The organism is Paenibacillus sp. B2(2019), assembly GCF_008370385.1.
In the GTDB taxonomy this organism is placed as follows: domain Bacteria; phylum Bacillota; class Bacilli; order Paenibacillales; family Paenibacillaceae; genus Paenibacillus_AQ.
Genome location: NZ_VTZR01000024.1, coordinates 256,236 through 278,273 on the forward strand (window position 1 = coordinate 256,236; position 22,038 = coordinate 278,273).

A 22,038-nucleotide genomic window follows, 5' to 3' on the forward strand; every position below is an offset into this window, starting at 1 on the left:
AAGGGAATTCAATCTCCATGTCGAAAATGTTAAGAGACAAGAAAAAAATGTTATTTTCGAATAGCAGATATAATTAAGGAGGAAGCAGCCAGTGCAGAATATTGAAGTGTTGTTGGCCGATGATAACAGGGAGTTTACGAATTTGCTTTCCGAATACATTTCTGAACAAGAAGATATGACGGTAACGGGTATCGCCTACAATGGTGAAGAAGTGCTTCAAATGCTAAGCGAAGCACGCAAAGTTCCCGATGTCCTTATTCTTGATATCATCATGCCACATTTAGACGGTCTGGGTGTTTTGGAACGTCTGCGTGATATGGATCTGAATCCTCAACCGAAGATCATCATGCTGACCGCTTTTGGTCAGGAGAACATCACTCAAAGAGCTGTACAGCTTGGTGCATCCTATTATATTTTGAAACCGTTCGATATGGAGGTCCTGGCAAATCGTGTACGTCAGCTTGTAGGGGTCCAAGGCAGCATGAGCTCATCCTCTAACATGTACAACTATTCGTCGACGTCCAGATCGAATGTAGTGCCGCTTACGAAGGGCAAGAATCTTGATGCTAACATTACCTCGATCATCCACGAGATCGGTGTTCCAGCACATATTAAGGGCTATCAGTACCTGCGCGAAGCGATCACCATGGTATATAACAATATCGAGATCCTTGGTGCGATTACAAAAACACTCTATCCAGCCATAGCAGAGAAATTCAAGACCACGCCTTCACGCGTTGAACGTGTCATTCGCCATGCGATTGAAGTGGCTTGGACCCGTGGCAACATCGACTCCATCAGCCATTTATTCGGCTACACCATTAATATCTCCAAATCTAAGCCTACTAACTCGGAATTTATTGCCATGGTAGCCGACAAGCTACGGATTGAGCATAAGGTTAGTTGAAAGGGTTAGGGGCAGTGTGTGGTAAGGGATTGTGGGTTTCTGTTAGGTGTTTACAGGTAACGTAAAGATACCGATAAATATCCGAAATGGTGAGTTTTAAACCGATAAATATTTTTGAGAAAAGCTATTTATAACCGCTGTTTATTGGGTTCCCAAAAAATCCAATGAAGGGCGGTTTTTTGTTGTGACGGATTTCGATTTTCAAGTGGACAATTTCATGTTATTTTGTTCCTCCAAGAATCTTTCGCGTAAAACAATGGCAAGCTATGAACAAGCGTTAAAGCTCTTTGGTCAATATTTAAAGCAACAATTCAAGATTGAGGAAGTTACAAAGGTTCAGACTGGTCATATACGTCAATACATCAAGTACTTAAGGGAACGTGGTAAGTATACTGTCGTAAGCACTGAAGAATCAAAAGAAGTTAATCATCCTGAAAGTCGTTCAGATTTCAAAAAAGACATCTCAACGGCAACCATAGCTAACTATGTGCGGAATATCAAAGTGTTCTTTAATTACCTTCATGATGTTGAAAAGGAAATACCGAAGAACCCATTAACCAACGTGGAAAGTCCAAAAATCGAAAGGAAAATAAAAAAGACTTTAGCACCCTAGCAATTAAAAAAAGTCCCTTCCCAATTTGATCTTTCAACTTTTCATGGTTATAGAAATAACGTTATAATGCGGCTTTTGCTTGACACTGAGATGAGAATCGGAGAATGTCTATCGCTTCTACCAGAAAGCATCGATTTAAACATAAAAGCATTCACGTAATCAATACTAAGAATAAGCATTAGCGATTTGTATATTTTTCTTATAAAACCGCTAATGAAATAAAGAGATGATGAAGGGTGAACGCTATAAAGTTTTGGATGAAGAAGGTAATGTATGGAGTGTATTGATGCAAACGGATTATTCTAAAAATTCAGATCAATCAGGTATGTTATCTGTCTAAATTGGTAGTAAGTCCTATTATCCTATTTAATAATTCCAAGCCATAACCCCTAAAAGGTTATGGCTTTATTGTTCTTTGAAATGCGATCGTATATGCACGTAAGAAATGATTTAGTGTTTTACTTATTAATTTATCAATTGTAAAAAGTCACATTTCTGCTCAATAATATAAGGATTTAATTAGTTATTTTGATGGATAATCATTATATTTCTGGGAAAATGAAGGGGTTTTTCTAAGTGAAATTGAATAAAAGTAATAAATGAATATTGCAACTGAAGTGGCGCCTCTAAAATATTCATGACTATTACATAATATATTATCTGATTTTTAAAAAAGAGAGGGAGCTTAGAGTATGGGGAGAATTCCAACAGAAGTAGAATTAAATCAAAAGCTTGACTTCATAGAATGGGAAAATTTATGTAACAACTTATGCAGTTTGTATTATTCAACTAATAGAGTAGATGATTCTAATGGCAAGGGAAATGGTTTGGATGCTTACAGAATCACTGACAATAAATTCGTTGAAGGATTTCAATTCAAAAAATTTAAAGAGAGATTAGACGACAAGCAAATAGAAACACTTCGTAAGAATATTACTCTCGCATATGATAAATGTATTGAGGATTTTGGTAAAAAACTAAGCAGATATATTATTATTTGCAATATAAATTTTGATCCTTCACATTCTAAGTTTGAAGGAGAATTATCTAAATTCACTAAGAAGATAGAGAAATGGGCATTGGATGAATATGACGTTGTTATTGAATATTTTGGCTTGAATTGGGTTCATACTCGATTATTGGAGAATCCACTACTATATCCTTCTTTATTTGAGGATGTGAATGAAGCAGTATCTCAATTAAGAACTTTAATGAAAAATAAAGTTGACCATTTAGAGACCTTAATGTTTAATATGCTTGAACAGGACAATGAAGACTTAACTAAGGACTATTCGAAAATTTTAATTGAACAAGGATATGTGCACTATAAGAGGGCAAAGTCTACAAATTATTTTCAAAATATCCAAAGTGCAATTATAAGTTTAAATGATGCTAAGAATCTAGTGTCTCATAAGAGCATAATAGAAATTAACGATTTAAAAGCAAAAATAAGCATGCTTTTAGCTGGGTTGTATACAATGACTGCTCAATATACAAAAGCAATAGATAATGCAGATGAAGCTATATTACTTTTAGCAGATGAAGAGTTAATAATGTTTGCTAAAGGGAATAAAGCTTATGCACTTTTCAATTCTGAGATGAAATTAGATATTGCAGAATCCCTATTTAGAGAGGTTTTATTTTATTTTGAGGAAAAAGCTAATCTTACAGAGATTATTAGGACTTTAACTCATCTTTTAGAATTAGAAATATATAAATTAAACAGGAATGAAAATGTTGATATTGGCACATTTCTCAAACTCTGTCAAAGACTCATTAGTACTTGCATGAATGTCAACGAAGCACTAGGGGGGGGATTTGATTTTACAGCAGCTGGTATAGGTGCTGTGGCGAATGCCTTTAAATACTTGGGAGAAATAAACGACGATATGAGCTTCTATGATAAATCCCTAGAGCTTTTAGAGTTCATTGAGGTTGAAGCTGAAAATTCGCAGCTAACTTATATTTTTCTAAGTGCAAAGTCTTCTAAAGCACATTTATTATCACTACTAGGAGATGATAAAGTGACTGAACTTGAGTATGTAGAATTAATTTATGAATGCAGGAAAGCGGAATTTCCGCAAATTCTGGCTAACTCCTTATTTAACTTAGGAATTTTTGAAGCTGAGAGAGAAAGATGGAACGAAATGAAAGATGCATTATTAGAAGCTGAAAAAATTTATCTTACTATTGGCGATGGAAATACTGTAGAGACGATCCGCAATATTATTAAATCAGTTTTTCAGTAAGCAACTTAATTGGAGAAACGAATAACCCCACTGATCAAGCATACTAAACAGTATGTTTGATTATGGGGTAATTTGTTATTTGAGATATTATTATTAATATCTTTACTCTTATCCTTCCTCATCTTTCGGATAGAGTTAAAAACTAGTGGTTGGGTATTTGATTATTTATTAATTTTAAAAGTACTCTCATAGTAAGTTTGATGTTATTACACGAAGACCTTTGAGAAAGCAAAATATTAATACGGAAACAAATAAAAATGGAAATACCATAGGATGTCCTCCAATTTTCTATAAGAGGGAGACTAACTCTGCTAGGCTGTGCCTTAGATGAAATCTAAATTTTATGATACATCATCACCTTCTAATGCTATTGTTTTCCCAAGTATTAGTTCTAATTCTTCTTATAATCTCACGTTTGATTTTATCCTGGAATTCTGAAAAATCCGATATTTGTTTTTTATAGGAACAATGTTCACATTTCAGTTGTAAAATATAATAATCGCTACTATCAAGCACTAAAAAGCCATCACAGTTATTGCATACTGGAACTGGAGTGTTGCCATAAAAACTTAGTTGTCCCCCATATGTGTTAAAACTCCACTCGCATTTAATTCCTTCAATTACGTCACTGGTGTAATTTAAAAAATCAGGTTTGCTTTCTGGAATGTATCGAATTATTCGTTTTACAATAAAAATAATAATGACAGTCACTAAAATGATCCAAAAGGGGATACTGAAAGTAAAGATGCTTAAAACCCATTCCCATATCGTTTTTAGAGATTTGATGAAAGACATTGATTTAGTATAAGATACAATCGGGGTTGTGATTGCTAAAATAATGAAGGCAGTTATAGCCCCCGCTGAGTAAAAATTTAGTTGGTTCTATTCAATTTACAATTATTCTTAGTATAAATAAGCACTTTTTGCTGGATTCTAAAAAAATTATTTTCGTGGAGGGTACTTTCTTGAATGAATCTCATGTAAATAGTCTCACCTATAAATTGATTACAGAGAGTGGTATTGAATATTCAAAGGAAGCATTTATAGAACTTCATACAGAAGAATTTTATATGTCGATGAAAGATGGATTATTAAATTTTGAAATGAAAAAACATTACTCCAAAGTTCAAGATGCTAGAAATCCTATTGAAGTATTTTTAAAAACTTGGGAAATCGATGTAGCATTGAAACATGGTTTGGGCGAACTGGATTTTTTGTTTTTGTCTGCTGATGTTGTTTATAGAGATAAAAATAATATGAGCTGTATTACTTTAAGTGCAAAAGGTGAATTGTTTGCTAAGATGACATTAGTAAGAGGAGCATATCCTACAATTCCTGCTGATTTTAAAGCAACTCCTGATGTTGAATTACTTTGGAAGATATAAAATGTAAATCCAAGGAAGGGAACCGTTATTTAGTATGGCATACTTTTGTTTGAGTTACATTAAGGGACTCGCAGGGGGAAGAAACGCTGCTTCCAATGAATATGCAATAAGTAGAGAGGATTTAGATAAATTAGGAGAACTAACGTCGGCAAGAGGAGATAAGTTATCTGCTAGAAAAGGAGTCAGAAATAATTTTCTACCTTTAACGGATGATGATACGTTATGGGTAGAAAGTTTTGTGAAACTATTAATTCGTCGTATTGGCGAGCATGCTGCAGAATCATCACTTGCAACAGAATAACCACCTTTTTGACGTATAGAAGGGATAACCTCATGCGTGATCCAGCTTCATTTATAAATAGGAGGGAGGGACTTAGCGTTATTAATAATGATGATTTTAGTTGGTAGAAAAAACCATTTACTGTTATAGTGGAGCTAGGAAGGAAATATCCCTCGTTTTTTGATATGTGCATCGCGTATTTTTAATATGTACTTTTAAGAGGAGAAATAGAGAGAACACAGAGGAGTTTTCTTAATAAAGTAAGTGCTTAAATTTAGTAAGGGGAAGAATCGTCTAGCAACAGATGTAAATAATCTAAGCATAATATTTGAATTGTGGAGGAAATATGAAACTACATTTGAGATATGTAATACTATCTTTGTGTGTATTATTCCTTTTGTCAGGATGTAGCTGGAATACAATCACTGAAAAAGAATTAGATAAATTTATTGAAAGTGAAAATTTGGATTATGTATCTATACAAAAATTAAACGAAAAGGAGTATTACATTTTTAGCTTGCCCTATATTTATATTTATCGTAGTTCTTCTGACTATGCTAAATCAAAGGGATTGGTACGAGATGAGATAGTCATTGGTGGTTTAGAGAAAGGTTCAATTGGACTTGTAATTAATAATACGCAAGTTTTAAAAGATGCTAGAACATTTTCAGTGGTGATTGACAGTAAAACTCGTGAATATGAATATACAGGTGAAAAATATCTAATTATAAAAGATAGTAGAATTTGGAATCCGACAGCTCAATTGAAAATAACTTTCTCAAATGATAAAAATGAAAAAATATTCGAAGCAGATTATTAAAGAAGATTTATAGGTTTTTAGTACTATCTTCATGTTCTTATTTTACTGATTTTCTATAACATGATGTATTATTTAAGAATATAACTTGAAAATAACATGGAAGATAAAAAACCCCTTAAATAGATTTATTTAAGGGGTTTTCGATGTATTAAAAGAATTACCTAATTAAAAGTTCCAACTTAGAGAAGTGTCACTCATATAATCTGTTTGAGTAGCACCACTAATAGACATTGAGGCACTGGATAAACTAATGCTGTAATTTATAGTGTTATAAAGATGTGCATAGTGACCATAGGCATTTGTAGATAATGCACTACTATTATTTTTTTGTACTTGAAATGCAACATAGCCACTATGTCCATCTGTTGATCTTCCGTTTGAACTATAGGATTTAAGATCGACTGGGAATCCTAAGCCAGGTACATCCTTTTTGGTAGCAACCAAAGCATAATTATCATAAACAATTGGGGCAACACCTGCTGAAGAAGTCTGATAATTACCATACTCTGTGTTGTTTAAGTAAGTTAAATTAGGATTGATAGTTATACCGACGACGTCAGTTAATTTGTAGGTAGGGAATGTCTTCCATCTGAAAGAATTTTTAAGGTTATATGTTCCTGTTGAGAGTTTTGTAGTACTTAAAGTCATTACCATCCAATTAGTTTCTATAGTATTATCAGTAGCTGCTGTAATAAGAAGGCTTTCTTTTAATTTATTTAACGCATTGGTTTTTGCTGCACCTTCATTTAACTCTTGTTCAGTTACTTCTGTAACTTGGTGATTTGTGATTTTATAGTAGGTAGTCTCAGTACCAATAAGTTCGCCAGTAGTATCTTTACCAACTTTTTGATTAAAATTGTTGTATTGATCAAGTGTGAAATTTTCGATTTCTTCCTGAGAAAAACCGAAGTCACTTAATCTCGCTTTTTCTGCATCAGATAAAAATGAATTTACTGTGACTGTATTAGATGGGATGACAAGGGGGGCTTCAACTTGAGTTGGCGAAAAATCACTAATTTGTTCATTAGAAGAAGCGCTCACAGAAGCACTAGTAAATGCCGTTGTTAACAAAAGGCTCAAACTTAAAACAACCTTTACCTTATGCACATTATCAGATCCTTAGAATATTATTATAAGGGCGCCCTTACAATTGGTATGATATCACACATTGGTTATTTATACCATAATAAACCTAAAAAAGAAAATAATTACTAGTTTAATAATATTTATGGAAAAAATAAAAAATATGTTATATGAATTTGATGTATTTATTGGTTGTTAAATACTTACCCTTTTCAAACTTTCACTAAGTATTTCTTTTTCAGTAGTATTAAGGAAGTTCCATTCATCAAAAGGTTAGCCAGGGAAAACTGGTTGGCTGCTTCTGACAAGGAGTTATCCGTTCATTTCGGAGTAAGTCTTAAAAATATCGATATTTTTCTTCCTCTAATTACAAGAGTAGTGATTTCTGTCATTACCGTTAGATGAACTGAAAGAGGAGTATAAAAATCAATGCTCATCAACATAGCCACTTCGAACAATTTATTAACGAACGAACAATACGACTCCAGAATGATTAGTGGTGGGAGTAGATCTTGTCATGCATCTTATAAATACGTAGTCTCTCCACCATTACCTGACGATATTTCAGGAGTGCAATTTAGGTTCACACAATTTAGCACCCCTTTCAAGAAGAGTAAGACAGGTGATGAAATAGTATTCTAGATTTAGTAAAGTGAAAGATAGCCCTTCTACACCTAATATATGTAGGAGGGCTATTAATCGTTTGCGTTATATCTTAAACAATCCGCTCTCCATGATATCATATCCAGGCTCAATCCATTGAAAGAGTCCATCTCCGCACTCTATTGTCGCAGGCATTTCACAACCACTTGCACCTGCCCACCACAATAATTCATTACTACGTGCTATTCTATTGTTTTCATGTTGTTGAGCTTCCTGTTTGTCAAATGTGATAGTTAGCTTCTTAGACTTTATCCACGCTCCATTGTGGAATATAAGCTTTACAGGACCTTCATAGGCATAAGCTGTTTTTGCGTTAGAAAATGTGATCGTCATGTCCTTCTTATCTTCGTGTTTAATCATTTTCAATCCCCCATTTCAAGTGTTGCCCCATATGTATCGGCTATATTAATAAACTTTGCGTGTAGATAAATAAGAATGTATACTAGGGCTGGCTGCTACATTGTACCGATATCGGTATAATGTCAACTGCATATTTTCATGAATAATCGAGGGGGAAAACATATGAAATTAAGGATTAAGCTTCAGGATATCCTTGCTGAAAGGAAAATGACTCAGGTTCAGTTGTCCAAGATATCTAATGTGACTCAAGCTAAGATATCTAATTTATGTAATAATAAGTTCAAGGAACTCAACATTGGTATTATTGAGCGAATAGCGGCAGCGTTGGAGATTGAGGATATTTCAATGCTCATGCAGTTGGAGGAGGTGGAAGTAGTTAAGGGAGATATTTAGGGCATGTAGTGTTCAACCGCGCTATAGTGTTATATATTCACGTTAACCTGTCTTATTTTGAAAAATGAAAATGTTGAAAATTCAAAAAAAATTTGCACTCTTACGTTAGCGATTCAACGGCAGAGTGCAATTTTGCGTTCTCCAAGGAATCTGTAGATTCAGCGAAGAATATGGGATATGGTTGACTCGCCTGAATAGATAAAATTCAAGTTTTATATATAGTAAATATTGGGTCGAATTCTGTTATCTGTTGTATAATAATAGGTAATATTATACAAAGGGTGGTACGCATGAAAAAGAAACTGCAAGTATTAAACATTACTTGATACAGGGAATATCTTATAAAACATCTTGTGCAAAATGAATTAGAAGCAGATGAACAGTTAACTTTCTTCAATAGAGTTGATTATAGAGATTATCTAATGGAACAATTTAGCATCTGATAAAACAAATATTTTATCTAAAAGGAGACATATGAACTTGAAAAAATAGTGGGAGTGTGAAATATGAAAAAAATATTATTGGTTTGTATTATGATAATGTTGATGCTAGCATCGGCTTGTGGAAATGTTGAAATGACATCAAATCGAAATACTTCTAGTGAGCCTAAACCTGAAACGGATGAGTCTATTATTCCAAAAAACACATCCGTTTATTGTGCTCAAGAAAGTATAAATTTGGATAGTGAAACTGAAAAATATTTCTATGAAACTTGGAAAGTTGAGAAGCTTTTAGGATTTGCAAATTCATATAATGATGCTTCTGAATATCCAACAGGGCAAAAATTAATTGGCGATGAAATTATCATAAAAATCGATTTTTTTTCATCAAAAGGACTTAAAAATTATAGTGTTTATCAATATGAACTAAAAAAACCATTATATGAGATTACAGCGACATGTTATAACTCTGACTCTTTTTATAGATTATATAAAATAGATATCCCAGACTTAAATATAAATGATGTAGTAAAAGTAATAAATATAAGTGACCCTTCTACAAACCTTGGAATACCTTTAAGTTTTTTTGTTGTTAATAGCGATAGGCTTATCTTGTTAGCAGAGGCAACTATTTTTGAGCTTAAAAAAATTACTGATTAAATGAATGCGATTCTGAAAATCCCGTTGATATGGAATGGCGTTTATTATTTGCGTTGTATTATAAATAGAGATCCCCAACAAATTTCTATGGCAAAAAATGTGTTGGGAAAGATTTTTAATGATAAGTGAACCACTGTCCGCGGCATGAGTTGTCAACAAATCAATGCAGTAAAAAGACACTGAGATCTTATTCATCAGTGTCTTTTTTGTAGACATTTTCCCACCAGAGGGTTGTAGTTTAAAGCAGCTTAATCAGCTCTTCTAGCTCGTCAACCATACCTTTTGCAAGTTCAAAATTATTGTCTTTTAAAGCTAATTCTATCTTCATTTCAACTGCTTTTTTATTTTGTTCATTTTCTAAATAATCTTTATCAAAATGACTGGCATAAATCATCTTTCTGAATTTTCGCATACTCATTTTTCTAATCGTCTTATCGTCAATGATTAATACATAATCCATACCATTTACTACAGAATAGAAATCATGAGAAATCATGAGAATCGCACCTTTATAGTCTTCAATGGCTTTCTCCAGTGCGATTTGTGTATAGGTGTCTAAATGGCTTGTCGGTTCATCAAGAAGCAATAAGTTTGCTTTGCTAGCAGAAACTTTTGCCAATTGCAGTATATTTTTTTCGCCACCGGATAAAGATTCTATCTTTTGATTAAGAATTTCTCCTTCAAAGCCATAGTTTGAAAGATGTGCTCTAATCTCGTCATAAGTTGCAAACCCAGCATCGATGAAGTCTTCTAGTATGGTATTAGAATCCTTTAGCACTTCGTCTTGAAGCTGAGAAAGATAAGCCACTTTAATATCAGCATTTATTTCAATTGAATCATGATTATTTTTAAAGATATCTCGGAGTAAAGTCGTTTTCCCGGTACCGTTTGGACCGATAAGAGCTACTTTATCTGTAGGTTTCATCTCAAAGTTAACATTTTCTAAAATCAACTCATCAAAGGAAACACTATAATTAGTCACATTTAAAACAGTGATGTCTTCTTCAATTTCATTGTCCACACCAAAACTGATTTTCGGTTGCTTAATATCAACGAATGGCGCTTTAATTTTTCGCGCTTCCAATCGTTCTTGAAACTTAACCCTAGCTTTTAACGCTCTCCCTCTAGATGCTTCTGAATTATAGGTTGCGATCGCTCTAAGATTATCAATAATGTTATCGTATCTCTCAATTTCTTCTTGTTCAGCGACTGCGATTTCTTGTAACTCAATTTTCGTCTGAAGTAATGAGAAGTTATACTCAATATATCGCCCATCGAACTCTTGGATCTCCATGTTTTCAAGGTGTATAATTTTGTTAAAACAATGATTCAATAGATAACGGTTATGCGTAACAACTAGCAATATTCCTTTGTGAGTATTAATAAGATTTTTAAGTGCATTTAGGTTTTCAAAATCTAAAAATACATCGGGCTCATCCATAATCATTAAGTCTGGACTAGTCAGCATTTCCTTCATCACTTGAATAAGCTTGAATTCCCCACCACTTAGGTCGGATACCCTAGCATCTTTTAGCTTCAAAAGGTTGGCTAAATTTAGTTGTTTATTAATATTGCTTTCAAAATCATTTCCATCCATTAAATCAAAGGCATCTAGAGCTAATTGATACTTTTCAAGTAATGAATCAATATCTGATGATGTTTCCATTTCAGTGAGAATAGCTGTTATTTCATTTTGTATCTTAATAAATTCTTCTCCTATATATTCAAAAACGGTTGTTTCTTTAGATTTGTCTAGTTGCGAAAACTGACTTACATACCCAATTTTGCAGGTTGGGTCCATCTCTAGCTTGCCTTCGAACAAATATTTTTCTGGATCCATCAGTATATCGATCAGTGTACTTTTACCACTGCCACTTGTTCCTATAAAAGCGCAATGTTGTGCTTCTTCTAACGTAAATGAAATGTTTTTATATAGTTCTTTTTGCGGAAATGCGAAGGATAAGTTATCAACTTTTATCATAGTATTACCTTTCTTTATAACTAAATTAGTGAATATGAATAGAAGGATTGAAGATCATAGATTTTGAGTTTACCGTTGATAGAGTAACACTGTTTACATACAACTTCAATCATTTCGAAATAAAGTTGTTTGTGAAATCGAAAAACACAACTTAGAACAATAGGATCAAGCTTACTCAGATGGCTTCTTATAGCTAGATTACATATGGCCAGTAGTTGAGTTGGCTGTGGCAGAGTCTCTTAGTATATCTTTCATGTTACGAATATATTGGTTATAATTGGAAGAATAATAAGCTCAGGAGGTTCGTAGATATGAAGAAGAAAATAGTAGGGATTGTAGCAGCGGCGTTGTTACTTGGTGGTTCAATAGGATTCGCAGCGAGCTCGTCTTTAATTGGCGCTAAAGTTTCCGGAATGTATACTATAAAACAAGACGGAAAGAAGATTGCAGATGCGATTGTAGTAAATAACTCGGCCTACGTACCTGTGCGCACGATGTCCGAAGCGACGGGAGCAGGGTTGACGGTTGAAGGAAAGACGATAATATTGGAGAGTAAGGAGACTGAGAAGGCTGCGCTAAAAGCAAGTATTGCAGCGGCTAAACTCCGGGAAAGATTAGCAGGGGCAGAATCAAGCGTTCAAGTTCTCAAAGAAGCCATCCAACTGGCGGAAACTACTGCGGCCGACCTAATAAGCGCAGCAGACCAAGAGGCTCTAAGAAACTATATCGCGGAGTTGAATAAACGTGTTGCCTTCATGGAAACAGAAATTGCGCAGCTCAAGGAGCAACTCGGCGAATAATAAATGAATAATGATGAAGAGTCTCGCCATTACTGGTGCGGCACGTTCGACGATGAAATTGGCCGTGCACTTGCGGATTAACGCCCAGTGAAATGTCCGACATAGGCGTAGATAGTGGCTGAAACAGTAACAAGTAAATAAATTTTCTTAGCGATTCTTCAATGATCTGAAGAATCGTTTTTTTTGTAAACGGGAGAGTTTGTTTTCTTCGAATAAATGGATGATAATAAAGGAATGAGCTAGGCTAATCGCATGACATCGTTTTTATAAACTACATAACTTTATACCTAAAAGCGAGGCGTAACGAAATGAATACATCTGAGTTTCAACAGTATGTGAAGAAGTTCAGTGAAACCAAAGGTTTTGACACGAGCTCCATTGAGCAGAGAATGCTGTACTTAATGACTGAAGTAGGGGAATTGTCCAAAGAGGTGCTATCCGTATCCTTCGACCCCGGTGCAGAGAAGAAAGAAAACTTGGGATTTGAGATGTACGACGTGGTGTGGAATATTTTTGATCTGGCCAATAAACTGGATATTGATCTAGAGCAGGCATTTAAACGTAAGCTGGAAATCAATGAACAGAGATCATGGGAGTAATACAAAAAAATCCAAGGACTACCCGCTCGGGAAGCCTTGGATTTTTTGATTTATAATTTTTTATTTAAATGAAGCATAACCTTCATCAGCCATTACAACACTACCGTTAATTGCACTAGCTTCTGGTAAGGAGAGCAAGTATACAGTGTCTGCAACTTGTTCAGGCAATGTTAATTTGTTACCCATTACTTTGCTCTTCATCTGGTCGACCATTCCTTGATCTTTATATCCTTGGATAATTGGCGTATCTACAGCGCCTGGAGCAACGGCAAGCACGCGGATGCCATGAACGGACATTTCAAGTGCTGCGGATTTAGTCATCATAATGACCGCACCTTTGGAAGCGTGATATGCGAATGTACCTGGGGAAGCTAGGAATCCAAATACAGAAGCTGTATTGATGATGACCCCTTTGATGCCGAGCTCACGCATTTTTTTACCTGCTGCGATAATACCGTGGGCAACACCATGCTGATTGACATTAATAACACTATGATAATCCTTAAGGTCTTGGTCTAGTACAGGAGTGACGCGGCCGATCCCGGCATTGTTGAACATAACGTCAATTCTTCCATATGTGGCAACGGTTTTCTCAACCAGTGCTTCTACCTCTTCGTATTTTGAAACATCCGTTTTGACGAAAATAGCTTCGCCACCATCCTTGATAATCTGTGCGACCGTTTCTTCACCTAATTGTTGATTGAAATCGGCAACGACCACTTGATCACCTTTACTTGCAAATTTAATTGCGGTTTGTTTCCCGATTCCACTGGCTCCACCTGTAATTACGGCTACTCTTTTGTCTGTCATTTGGGACTCCTCCTCGAGAAATATAGTTATACTAGAAATATAGGTTCATTAGGTGAAAAGGTTATTTACTAACTTATTTACATTGTAGCACTTGTCTAAATTAATTAAAATTTAAGTAAATTTAATAGGTGTTAAGTAAATATTAACTTAGGGAGTGATTCAAGTGAATTTAGAGCAATGCGAGAATATCGTAGAAGTCGCAAAGATTGGTTCACTAACCAAAGCTGCTCAGAATCGTCATATCACCCTGTCTGCCATAAGCCAGTCCATAACACTTCTGGAAGCGGAGCTTGGAGTTACTTTGTTCATTCGTTCGCGAGGCCAACGAGCAGTTCCCACAGCAGAGGGACAAGCCATTATCAGCAAAGCAAATGAAGTCTTGATGAAAGTAAATGAATTAAAAGCTGAAGCACAGATCTACAGCGATGCGCTTAGTGGTCATTTGAAGATTGCTACGATTCCGGGACCCATGCATCTAATCGTGAAGGTCATATCCGGTTTTAAAGCGGATTTTCCAAATGTGAAAATAGAGATTTTTGAAAAGGGACCTAAAGAAATTCTGGATAATGTGCTTCAGGATGAAATGGATATCGGACTGATGGTCTCGCCAGAGGGCTTATCAGAGAAACATAAAGGGGTCGTATTCGAGGAATTAATGGAAGGTAAGATTGTTGTAGGTGTACATCCTCAATCACCACTAGCTTTAAATACAATAATTACGCCCGAACAGTTAGTAGGCCAGACGTTGGTTTTATACGATGATCATTACATACAGGACTTTGTGGAGCGTTATTTACTGAAAGTTGGGCCGATGAATATTCTTTTTACAAGCAATAACACCCGTGCCATTGATAATGCAGTTGCGTCAGGACTCGCGATCACGATTGGGATGGATTATTCTTTTCTAAAAACATTTGAGGGTTCTCAGAAGATCATGAAGACGATCGAGCTACGATCACCAGATCATAATACTCCGGGGTCCATTGTTTCAGCTTCTAAACAAGGATCGAAAACGGTCAGAAGATTCATCAACAGGTTGAAACATGAATTTGAGGAGGGGATTAGAAGAAGTTAACAGTATGCCTTGGTAAATTTTATCTAACCTTTACGCTTCCTAGTTAATATAAACCCTATGATGTTGTCCAAGCTCAGATCGTTATTAGGACAGCCAAGTGGGGAGGATGTCAACACAGTGAGAAGGTATCTAAGGCAAATTAATGTGGCAGTTATTTTTGTTTTGTTGATTTCGTTGTTGCAGCCGGGAGTATTTGTTCACGCTTCCATTTCTGATTTACCAGCAACAAACTACGGAACCGTTATTGATGTACGGCAAACAGAGCTCGCACCTGGGGCGATGTACACCTGGATGGATCTTCAGAATGAACGTGGTTTACAAAAGATTCATGCAGTGGAGTTCAACCCGCAACAAGGCCATTTAGAACTGCGGGCAGGTACGAAGGATGGAAAGGTATACGGTATGAAGGGTGTTACAGAAATGGCCGCTTATGCGGATTCGCCTGGAAACCGGGTGATCGCAGGGATTAACGGTGATTTTTATGAAATCTCCGGTTTTGCCACGGGTGTTCCAAATGGATTATTTATGGATGATGGTGTAATCCTGAACAGTTCGATTTCAGCTTTTACTTTCGGTTTAAAAGAAGATGGCAGCTCGATTTATGGGGTGCCGAAGCTGACCAAGAACGTAACGATTAATGGAAAAACAACTAATCTAACCAGCATCAACCGTTATCGAAATACGAATGAGCTGGTTCTTTATACGGAAGATTATAATACAACTACAAAGTCGACCAATGAGGGTGACGAGGTTGTTCTAGATATTGTCGAGGGAGAAGTGAAGAGCGGTCAGACCTTGAAGCTGAAGGTATCTGAGATTCGCAACAATCAAGGCAATACGCCGCTTACCAAAGGAAAAGTAGTTTTGTCTGCTAACGGAACGTCTCGTGCTGTTCTGCAGGGGTTATCGGTTGGCGATAACGTTACTGCGACCTTTGCGCTTAGCGGAGAATGGAATGATGTGAAGGTAGCCATTGGCGGCGAAGGGCCGCTGGTAAAAGACGGAGTAGTTCAACAAGGTGTTGGACCTTTAGGAATTCATCCGCGTACAGCCATTGGGACAAAAGCGGACGGAAGTCTTGTTTTATTCGAAGTGGATGGAAGATCGCCAGGTTTTAGTGAGGGCGTAGATACCGATGAGCTTGGCAACATTCTGAAGGATATGGGCGTAGTGAACGCCATGAATCTGGATGGTGGCGGCTCTTCTACTTTTGTGGCCAGAATGTCGGGTGCATCTGGTGTCAAAATGATGAATCAGGGCTCTGATGGCTATGAACGTAAAACCGGCAACGGTTTGCTGGTCGTCAACACAGCCCCAGAGCAATCTACAGCTTCTAAGCTGGTTGTGCAGCCGAATGCGGAACGTATTTTGCAAGGCTCCAGCTTTATGTTCAAAGCAGCAGGAGTGGACGAGAACGGCCATCCGGCACCTTATTCGGGTACGCTGAATTGGCAGGTGGACGCTGACCTTGGTACTGTCGATGCGAACGGAGTCTTCACCGCAGGAACCACTGCCGGCACAGGAACGGTAATTGTAGAGGCTGGGACAGTCAAAGGCAGTGGGGAAATCGAAGTCGTGGATAAGCTCACAGACCTTAGGTTTCCTGATGAGATCAAAACTTATTCTTCAGGTGCTGCTGCGCAATTAACTGTGAAGGCGCTACGTAATGGACAGGTAATTCAAGCTGACAACCATAGTTTTGAATGGCGGGTTGAGGGCGAGATCGGAAGTGTGGACGAGAAGGGTTTGTTTCAAGCGACGAGTGAAAACGGGAAGAACGGGAAGATTTATGCTAAGTACGGGGACGTTGAGACCTCATTTGAAGTAAATGTGGGGTTGCCGCCTGTAATGCTGGAGGATTTTGAGAATGGCATTGATAAATATATAGCCTCCAGTGCAGCAGCTAACAGTGTAGCGATTCAGGAAGTGACGGATCAGGATTTTGTCCGCAACGGGGATAAAGCCTTGAAGCTGGAATATGATTTTGTTAATAAAACAGGCACATCCGGTGCTTATTTAGCCGCAAGCTCAACCGCCAATCGGATTCAGATTCCGAGGTATCCTGAGAAGATCAGTATGTGGATCTACGGAGATGGCAAAAAGCACTGGCTGCGGGGACAGATTCGTGATGGCAATAATGCGGCAGTGCCTGTGGATTTTACAGATCAGGTGAATGGAGTGAACTGGACGGGGTGGAAATACGTCGAAGTATCCGTTCCTAAGGGAAAAACCACCCCGTTAACGATGGATATGCCTGTCCGCTATATGGAGACAAGCAATCTTAACAAGAGTGCGGGAGCTATTTACGTTGATGATATTCGTGCCATTTATGGTCCGATAGAGGAGGATAGAACACCTCCTGTGCTTAAAGATGCCTATCCTGGCGTGAACGAAATTGTCAAAACAGCTACGCCGACCCTTTCCGTCAATGGTGAGGATGATGGTTATGATCCTGTGGTGCATCCGGGAACGACCTTAATCGATCCGGACAAAACACGTGTGTATGTTGACGATCAATTAGTGGAGCATGGCTTTTATCCTCCAAAAGGTCAAATCACCTATAAACCAAAGGTTCCGCTTACAGAAGGCCGTCATAAAGTAAAAGTTGCCATTCGCGATTTGAGCGGTAACCAGACGATAAAAGAATGGTATTTCACAGTGAATTTGGGCTCTCCATTCTATGTGTACAAAACACCAGAAGTCGTTTATGCCGGGAACACTTACACTTTGGATGTAACGGCAGAGAAGGCGGGCAAGCTGAAGGAAGGAAATCTTACGTTTGCTTTTAATCCGGCTGCAGTTAAAGGTTTGCAGGTAATTCGAGGGGATAAGGTATCAGAAATGCAAATGGAGTCAATCATTGATCCAGCTTTGGGCACTGTGCGTCTTAACCTAACGAATATCAATTCCTCCAATCTACGAGATACGGATCTCATCGGACAAATTCAATATACGGTTCGAAATGATTATGTGGGTCCCTTTACTCAGGAGCAGCTCGCTGGGGATACAAGCAAACCTTTTGTAATTGAAAATACATCCGGATCTGTAACTTCGACAGAAGGTACCGGGGTTCCTATTTCTTTTATTGGAGCGGCTGTTGAATCTGTTGTAAAGACACAGTTGATGCTCACTTGGAACCATTATGATCTTGCGAAGGGCTTTGATGCGTCTTTTGCGGTAAAAGATCTGAATGGAAGTGTTGTTGAAGGTGCGAAACTGCTGTTCGATGGATTGGAGGTACAAGGCGCAACTTCAGGGGGAAGTGGGGCACTTACTACTGGCCTTGTCACTTCAGCAGAAGGAACTTTTAAATTGCAGGCGGTAAAAGGGAATACCTATAGTCCTGTAATGACGTTCAAGGTTGCTCCATATGACGGTACTGCTGCCCCGCGTAATGTTAATGTTACGATGGGCCAGGATGCAGCGACTTCTCGCCAGTTTACTTGGCAGACAGAACCGCTAACCGTGAATACTGTAGTAGAATTGGTGAAAAAGGCAGAATTCACAAGCTTTCAAGCCGCGAACGTAATGAAAATTACCGGCAACAGTTCAATTTACAACACCAACAATGATGGAACGATGCGAGTTCATAAAGCGGAGGCAGTAGGGCTTATCCCTGGAACCGAATATGTATATCGTGTGGGGGATGGGGAGTCAAATGTAAGTGAGCAAGGAACCTTCGTTACAAGCGGAGGGGAGAGCGCTTCTACAAAATTCCTGTTTATCGGAGATTCTCAAGCAGATTCTAAAGCGGGATTTGGTCTTTGGGGCAATACGATAGAGGCTGCTTTTGCCTATATGCCGGATGCTGAAATGCTGGTTCACGCTGGAGATATGGTGGATAAAGGCTTTGAACAAGAGCAGTGGAACTGGTGGTTTGATGCAGCCCAAAAGCAGCTGATGAATACCACGCTTGTTCCGATTATTGGGAACCATGAAGTGATGGGAACCAATGGCGATGGGGATTACCTGGCGCAATTCAATAACCCGCAAAACGGTGCGGCGAGCGTAAAAGGTACGAATTATTCTTTTGACATTCAGGATACACATTTTGTGGTTATGAATACAGAGCATTCAGGTGCTCCGTTCACTGAACAGGCAGAGTGGCTGGATCAGGATCTATCTGCTACAGATAAAAAGTGGAAGGTGATTTTTTTCCATCAAGGGCCCTATGGCAGCATCTATTCGAATGAACAGGTGCAAGCAAAGTGGGTGCCGGTGTTTGATAAGCATAATGTGGATCTAGTGATGAACGGTCATGATCATATTTACTTGCGAACTTTTCCAATGAAGGATGGTAAGCAGGTAGCAGAAGGCGAAGGCACACGATATGTTATCGGCGGTTCCTCCGGTCCTAAGTTCTATGCGCTGACGCCACGTTTTTGGCAGGAAAAAATATATGACGAAGATGAGCAAATCTATACGGCTGTTGAGATTGGGAAGAACGAGATTACGGTTACGGCAAGAACGGTAGACGGTGTAGAAATTGACCGTTTAGTGATCGGGAATTTTGTTCCAAAATCCATTAAGCTGGATCAAACAGCTGTTGAGCTTGAGCCTGGTGCTAGTCTGCAATTGCAAGCTAAGGTAGTGCCGGATGAGGCTAATCATCTGACAAAACTTTGGTCCATCGTTCCTGAAAGGTCAGAATCAGTAGTTACCGTAGATGGAAATGGCTTGGTTACAGCGCTAAAACCAGGGACAGCTAAGGTGAGAGTCACAGTGGCAGGTTACCCGAATATTTTTGCGGAAAGTAAGATAACTGTAGATGCGCTGCAAGCGATTAAGCTTGAGGGCAAACGACAACTTAAACCAGCAGAGGTCGACCAGACAGTCACCGAAGCTGTCTATGCATCCGGTAAACGAATCCCAATATTGGATGGACTTCATTATTCCAGCTCGAATGAGCATATTGCTACGATCAATGAACAGGGCTTGGTCCAGGCTCATCAGGAAGGCTCTACTGTGATCTCAGTAACCTACAGGGAGTTCGCCTCGGAGTATAGTCTCGTCGTAACAAATGATGAGGCTCCTATTCTTACAGAAATAACGATAAAAGGGCCGGATTCGCTGGAACAAGGAAATAAAGGCTCCGTTGTTGTTCAGGCGGTATATAGTGACGGAAGCAAGCAAGAATTGGTCGAGGGCGTAAGGTATGATACATCTGATCATTCCATTGCAATGATTAGTGAGAATGGGGAGCTTCATGCATTGAGTGCTGGTATAACAAAAGTCAGCGCTGTTTATAAGGGGTTCAGCACTGAATATATTTTGACAGTGACTGAGAGCACGCCAGGTACGACTCCGACACCAAGCCCAGAGCCAACACCGGTACCAACACCAAGTCCAGAGCCAACACCAACACCGGGAGGCTGGGTGCCGGGACCTGCGGTGACACCAACGCCGACTGCTACACCGATACCAACTCCGTCGGCATCTGCGCAAGCGGGTGTAGTAACCATAACAACCTCTCAACTGTCAGAGAACAAGAATGCTCAAGGTGAAGTTGTGGTTTCCGTTGACGGATCGGTTACGGAGTTCCTTTTACCAGGCAATGCAGCAGAGCTGCTTGGACGCGCACCGCTTAGAGTGGTTATGCAGGATTTATCCGTTACGATTCCTGCTACAGTACTGGCAGAACTTAGTAAGCTAATCTCAGCTGAGGCTCTTGCCAAGAGTACGATTTCACTACGGTTGAACACGTTAGCTAGTAATACAGCCGTGGATCTGTTGGATCGTGCAGGTACACTAGCTGGAGCGCAATTGAGAGCGAAAAGTGATCTGCGAGAATGGTCGCTCAGCATCCTCACAGAAAATGGCCAGTCCTTCTCATTAAGACAGTTTGCAGAGCCGATCACGATTTCATATAAGGTCGGTGCGACTGTAGAGCAAAGCTTACTGGGTATTTATTTTATGGATGATGCCGGTAAGTTGGAGTATATGAGCAGTACATGGATGAATGGTTATTTATCTGCTGCTGTCAGTCATTTTAGTAAATACGTTGTATTAGAATATGACAAAACATTCAACGATCTGAAGTCGGATCACTGGGCTTACCTTGCTGTGAAGCAGCTTGCGGCAAAACAGCTTGTACAGGGGGTAGCTGTGGATCGTTTTGATCCAAACCGTGCGGTTACACGTGCGGAGTTTACAGCGATGTTAGTCCGTGCGCTTGGCTTAAAAGGCCAAGCAGAAGCTGGTTTCACTGATGTACCTGCTGATAAATGGTATGCAGAAGCAGTAGGGTTAGCAAAACAAGCTGGAATTGTTAACGGTCAGACCGCTTTACTGTTTGAACCGGATGCCAAGATCTCTCGTCAAGAGATGGCAGCGATGCTGGCTCGTGCATATGCATACGCCAAGAACATCGTATCTGTAGCTAGTCTTAACGTTTCAGCATTTAATGATATTGGCACTGCACCACAATGGGCTCAAGAGGCTATCAGCGAGGTGTATAGACTTGGATTGATGAAGGGACGTGCTGTAGAGAAATTTGCTCCGAAGCAAAACGGCACACGTGCCGAAAGTGCACAGATGATCCTCAATCTGTTGAGTGTTTTGGAGTAACGATTATGGCCAGTTCCAAGTTGTTGGGACTGGCTGTTTTTTTTACAAATTGGATTAGCTGGAAGCACACAATGGTTCGCAGACAGTAGATGGTTTGGGATCGTTAAGGACTGTATTGCAGCTATTTCAACTTTTTGGACTCTTTTTCCAAGTTTTCGGACATCACAGCTCTTATTGTCATAATATTGCACCGAACCGTAGTATATTTTAATGAACAGTTGCATCTGAGTCCGATAGCTGAGTGACATGGCACAAATCAGCTTAATAAGATCTCCTCGGTCCGATACGCTGTAATTCCCAACCAACGATTACAATCCAGAGCCTGGCAGATGAGCATCAAATCTTCTCCTATC

At 38.5% G+C, this 22,038-nt stretch carries 16 protein-coding genes; 12 read left to right on the plus strand and 4 right to left on the minus strand.

The window, feature by feature from the left end; genetic code table 11:
• The first annotated feature begins 91 nt into the window (after nucleotides 1-91).
• From spo0A to PAENI_RS22450, 6 genes are all read left to right on the plus strand, one after another.
• Nucleotides 92-907 carry a sporulation transcription factor Spo0A gene (gene spo0A, locus PAENI_RS22425; protein ID WP_149646749.1) on the plus strand — a complete coding sequence of 272 codons (816 nt, stop codon included), beginning with the start codon at nucleotides 92-94 and terminating at the stop codon, nucleotides 905-907.
• A 184-nt stretch (nucleotides 908-1,091) separates the two neighbouring features.
• The gene (locus PAENI_RS22430; RefSeq protein ID WP_149646750.1) at nucleotides 1,092-1,520 is read left to right on the plus strand and encodes a site-specific integrase; all 429 of its coding nucleotides are present in this window, start codon (nucleotides 1,092-1,094) and stop codon (nucleotides 1,518-1,520) included.
• A 692-nt stretch (nucleotides 1,521-2,212) separates the two neighbouring features.
• Complete coding sequence (locus tag PAENI_RS22435; protein ID WP_149646751.1) at nucleotides 2,213-3,769, plus strand: hypothetical protein; 1,557 nt, start codon at nucleotides 2,213-2,215, stop codon at nucleotides 3,767-3,769.
• 965 nt (nucleotides 3,770-4,734) lie between these two features.
• The gene (locus PAENI_RS22440) at nucleotides 4,735-5,154 is read left to right on the plus strand and encodes a hypothetical protein (RefSeq protein WP_149646752.1); all 420 of its coding nucleotides are present in this window, start codon (nucleotides 4,735-4,737) and stop codon (nucleotides 5,152-5,154) included.
• A 49-nt stretch (nucleotides 5,155-5,203) separates the two neighbouring features.
• Nucleotides 5,204-5,455, plus strand: a complete 252-nt coding sequence (locus tag PAENI_RS22445) for a hypothetical protein (RefSeq protein WP_149646753.1) — start codon at nucleotides 5,204-5,206, stop codon at nucleotides 5,453-5,455.
• A gap of 325 nt (nucleotides 5,456-5,780) precedes the next feature.
• Nucleotides 5,781-6,254, plus strand: coding sequence for a hypothetical protein (locus PAENI_RS22450; protein ID WP_149646754.1), 474 nt, complete (start codon nucleotides 5,781-5,783; stop codon nucleotides 6,252-6,254).
• Between the two features lie 165 nt (nucleotides 6,255-6,419).
• Here PAENI_RS22450 and PAENI_RS22455 read toward each other — a convergent pair whose 3' ends face one another.
• Both PAENI_RS22455 and PAENI_RS22460 read right to left on the minus strand, forming a co-directional pair.
• The gene (locus PAENI_RS22455; RefSeq protein WP_149646755.1) at nucleotides 6,420-7,361 is read right to left on the minus strand and encodes a hypothetical protein; all 942 of its coding nucleotides are present in this window, start codon (nucleotides 7,359-7,361) and stop codon (nucleotides 6,420-6,422) included.
• A 684-nt stretch (nucleotides 7,362-8,045) separates the two neighbouring features.
• A complete protein-coding gene (locus tag PAENI_RS22460; protein ID WP_149646756.1) occupies nucleotides 8,046-8,360 on the minus strand; it encodes a hypothetical protein in 315 nt (104 codons plus the stop codon).
• A gap of 162 nt (nucleotides 8,361-8,522) precedes the next feature.
• Between PAENI_RS22460 and PAENI_RS22465 the strand changes: the two genes are divergently transcribed.
• Both PAENI_RS22465 and PAENI_RS22470 read left to right on the plus strand, forming a co-directional pair.
• A complete protein-coding gene (locus tag PAENI_RS22465; RefSeq protein WP_149646757.1) occupies nucleotides 8,523-8,753 on the plus strand; it encodes a helix-turn-helix domain-containing protein in 231 nt (76 codons plus the stop codon).
• A gap of 506 nt (nucleotides 8,754-9,259) precedes the next feature.
• On the plus strand, nucleotides 9,260-9,853 hold the full coding sequence (locus PAENI_RS22470) for a hypothetical protein (RefSeq protein WP_149646758.1): 594 nt from the start codon (nucleotides 9,260-9,262) through the stop codon (nucleotides 9,851-9,853).
• 238 nt (nucleotides 9,854-10,091) lie between these two features.
• On the opposite strand, the gene PAENI_RS22475 is transcribed toward PAENI_RS22470, so the two are convergent.
• Complete coding sequence (locus PAENI_RS22475; protein ID WP_149646759.1) at nucleotides 10,092-11,834, minus strand: ABC-F family ATP-binding cassette domain-containing protein; 1,743 nt, start codon at nucleotides 11,832-11,834, stop codon at nucleotides 10,092-10,094.
• 311 nt (nucleotides 11,835-12,145) lie between these two features.
• On the opposite strand from PAENI_RS22475, the gene PAENI_RS22480 reads away from it, so the two are divergent.
• Nucleotides 12,146-12,634 (plus strand): hypothetical protein, encoded by a 489-nt coding sequence (locus PAENI_RS22480; RefSeq protein ID WP_149646760.1) that lies wholly within the window; start codon nucleotides 12,146-12,148, stop codon nucleotides 12,632-12,634.
• 308 nt (nucleotides 12,635-12,942) lie between these two features.
• Nucleotides 12,943-13,233 (plus strand): MazG nucleotide pyrophosphohydrolase domain-containing protein, encoded by a 291-nt coding sequence (locus tag PAENI_RS22485; protein WP_042190426.1) that lies wholly within the window; start codon nucleotides 12,943-12,945, stop codon nucleotides 13,231-13,233.
• Nucleotides 13,234-13,293: 60 nt separating this feature from the next.
• Here PAENI_RS22485 and PAENI_RS22490 read toward each other — a convergent pair whose 3' ends face one another.
• Nucleotides 13,294-14,043, minus strand: coding sequence for an SDR family NAD(P)-dependent oxidoreductase (locus PAENI_RS22490; protein WP_042190424.1), 750 nt, complete (start codon nucleotides 14,041-14,043; stop codon nucleotides 13,294-13,296).
• A gap of 163 nt (nucleotides 14,044-14,206) precedes the next feature.
• Here PAENI_RS22490 and PAENI_RS22495 point away from each other — a divergent pair, with 163 nt between their 5' ends.
• Together PAENI_RS22495 and PAENI_RS22500 are read left to right on the plus strand one after the other, a co-directional pair.
• Nucleotides 14,207-15,118: a LysR family transcriptional regulator gene (locus PAENI_RS22495; protein ID WP_149646761.1), complete on the plus strand. Its 912-nt coding sequence runs from the start codon at nucleotides 14,207-14,209 to the stop codon at nucleotides 15,116-15,118.
• Between the two features lie 117 nt (nucleotides 15,119-15,235).
• Nucleotides 15,236-21,685 (plus strand): phosphodiester glycosidase family protein, encoded by a 6,450-nt coding sequence (locus tag PAENI_RS22500; RefSeq protein ID WP_149646762.1) that lies wholly within the window; start codon nucleotides 15,236-15,238, stop codon nucleotides 21,683-21,685.
• Nucleotides 21,686-22,038 lie beyond the last annotated feature (353 nt).

Coding starts and splice junctions, on each gene's coding strand:
- PAENI_RS22435 (WP_149646751.1), top strand. CDS start 2,213: ATGGGGAGAATTCCAACAGAAGTAGAATTAAATCAAAAGCTTGACTTC.
- PAENI_RS22450 (WP_149646754.1), top strand. CDS start 5,781: ATGAAACTACATTTGAGATATGTAATACTATCTTTGTGTGTATTATTC.
- PAENI_RS22460 (WP_149646756.1), bottom strand. CDS start 8,360: ATGATTAAACACGAAGATAAGAAGGACATGACGATCACATTTTCTAAC.
- PAENI_RS22465 (WP_149646757.1), top strand. CDS start 8,523: ATGAAATTAAGGATTAAGCTTCAGGATATCCTTGCTGAAAGGAAAATG.
- PAENI_RS22470 (WP_149646758.1), top strand. CDS start 9,260: ATGAAAAAAATATTATTGGTTTGTATTATGATAATGTTGATGCTAGCA.
- PAENI_RS22475 (WP_149646759.1), bottom strand. CDS start 11,834: ATGATAAAAGTTGATAACTTATCCTTCGCATTTCCGCAAAAAGAACTA.
- PAENI_RS22480 (WP_149646760.1), top strand. CDS start 12,146: ATGAAGAAGAAAATAGTAGGGATTGTAGCAGCGGCGTTGTTACTTGGT.
- PAENI_RS22485 (WP_042190426.1), top strand. CDS start 12,943: ATGAATACATCTGAGTTTCAACAGTATGTGAAGAAGTTCAGTGAAACC.
- PAENI_RS22490 (WP_042190424.1), bottom strand. CDS start 14,043: ATGACAGACAAAAGAGTAGCCGTAATTACAGGTGGAGCCAGTGGAATC.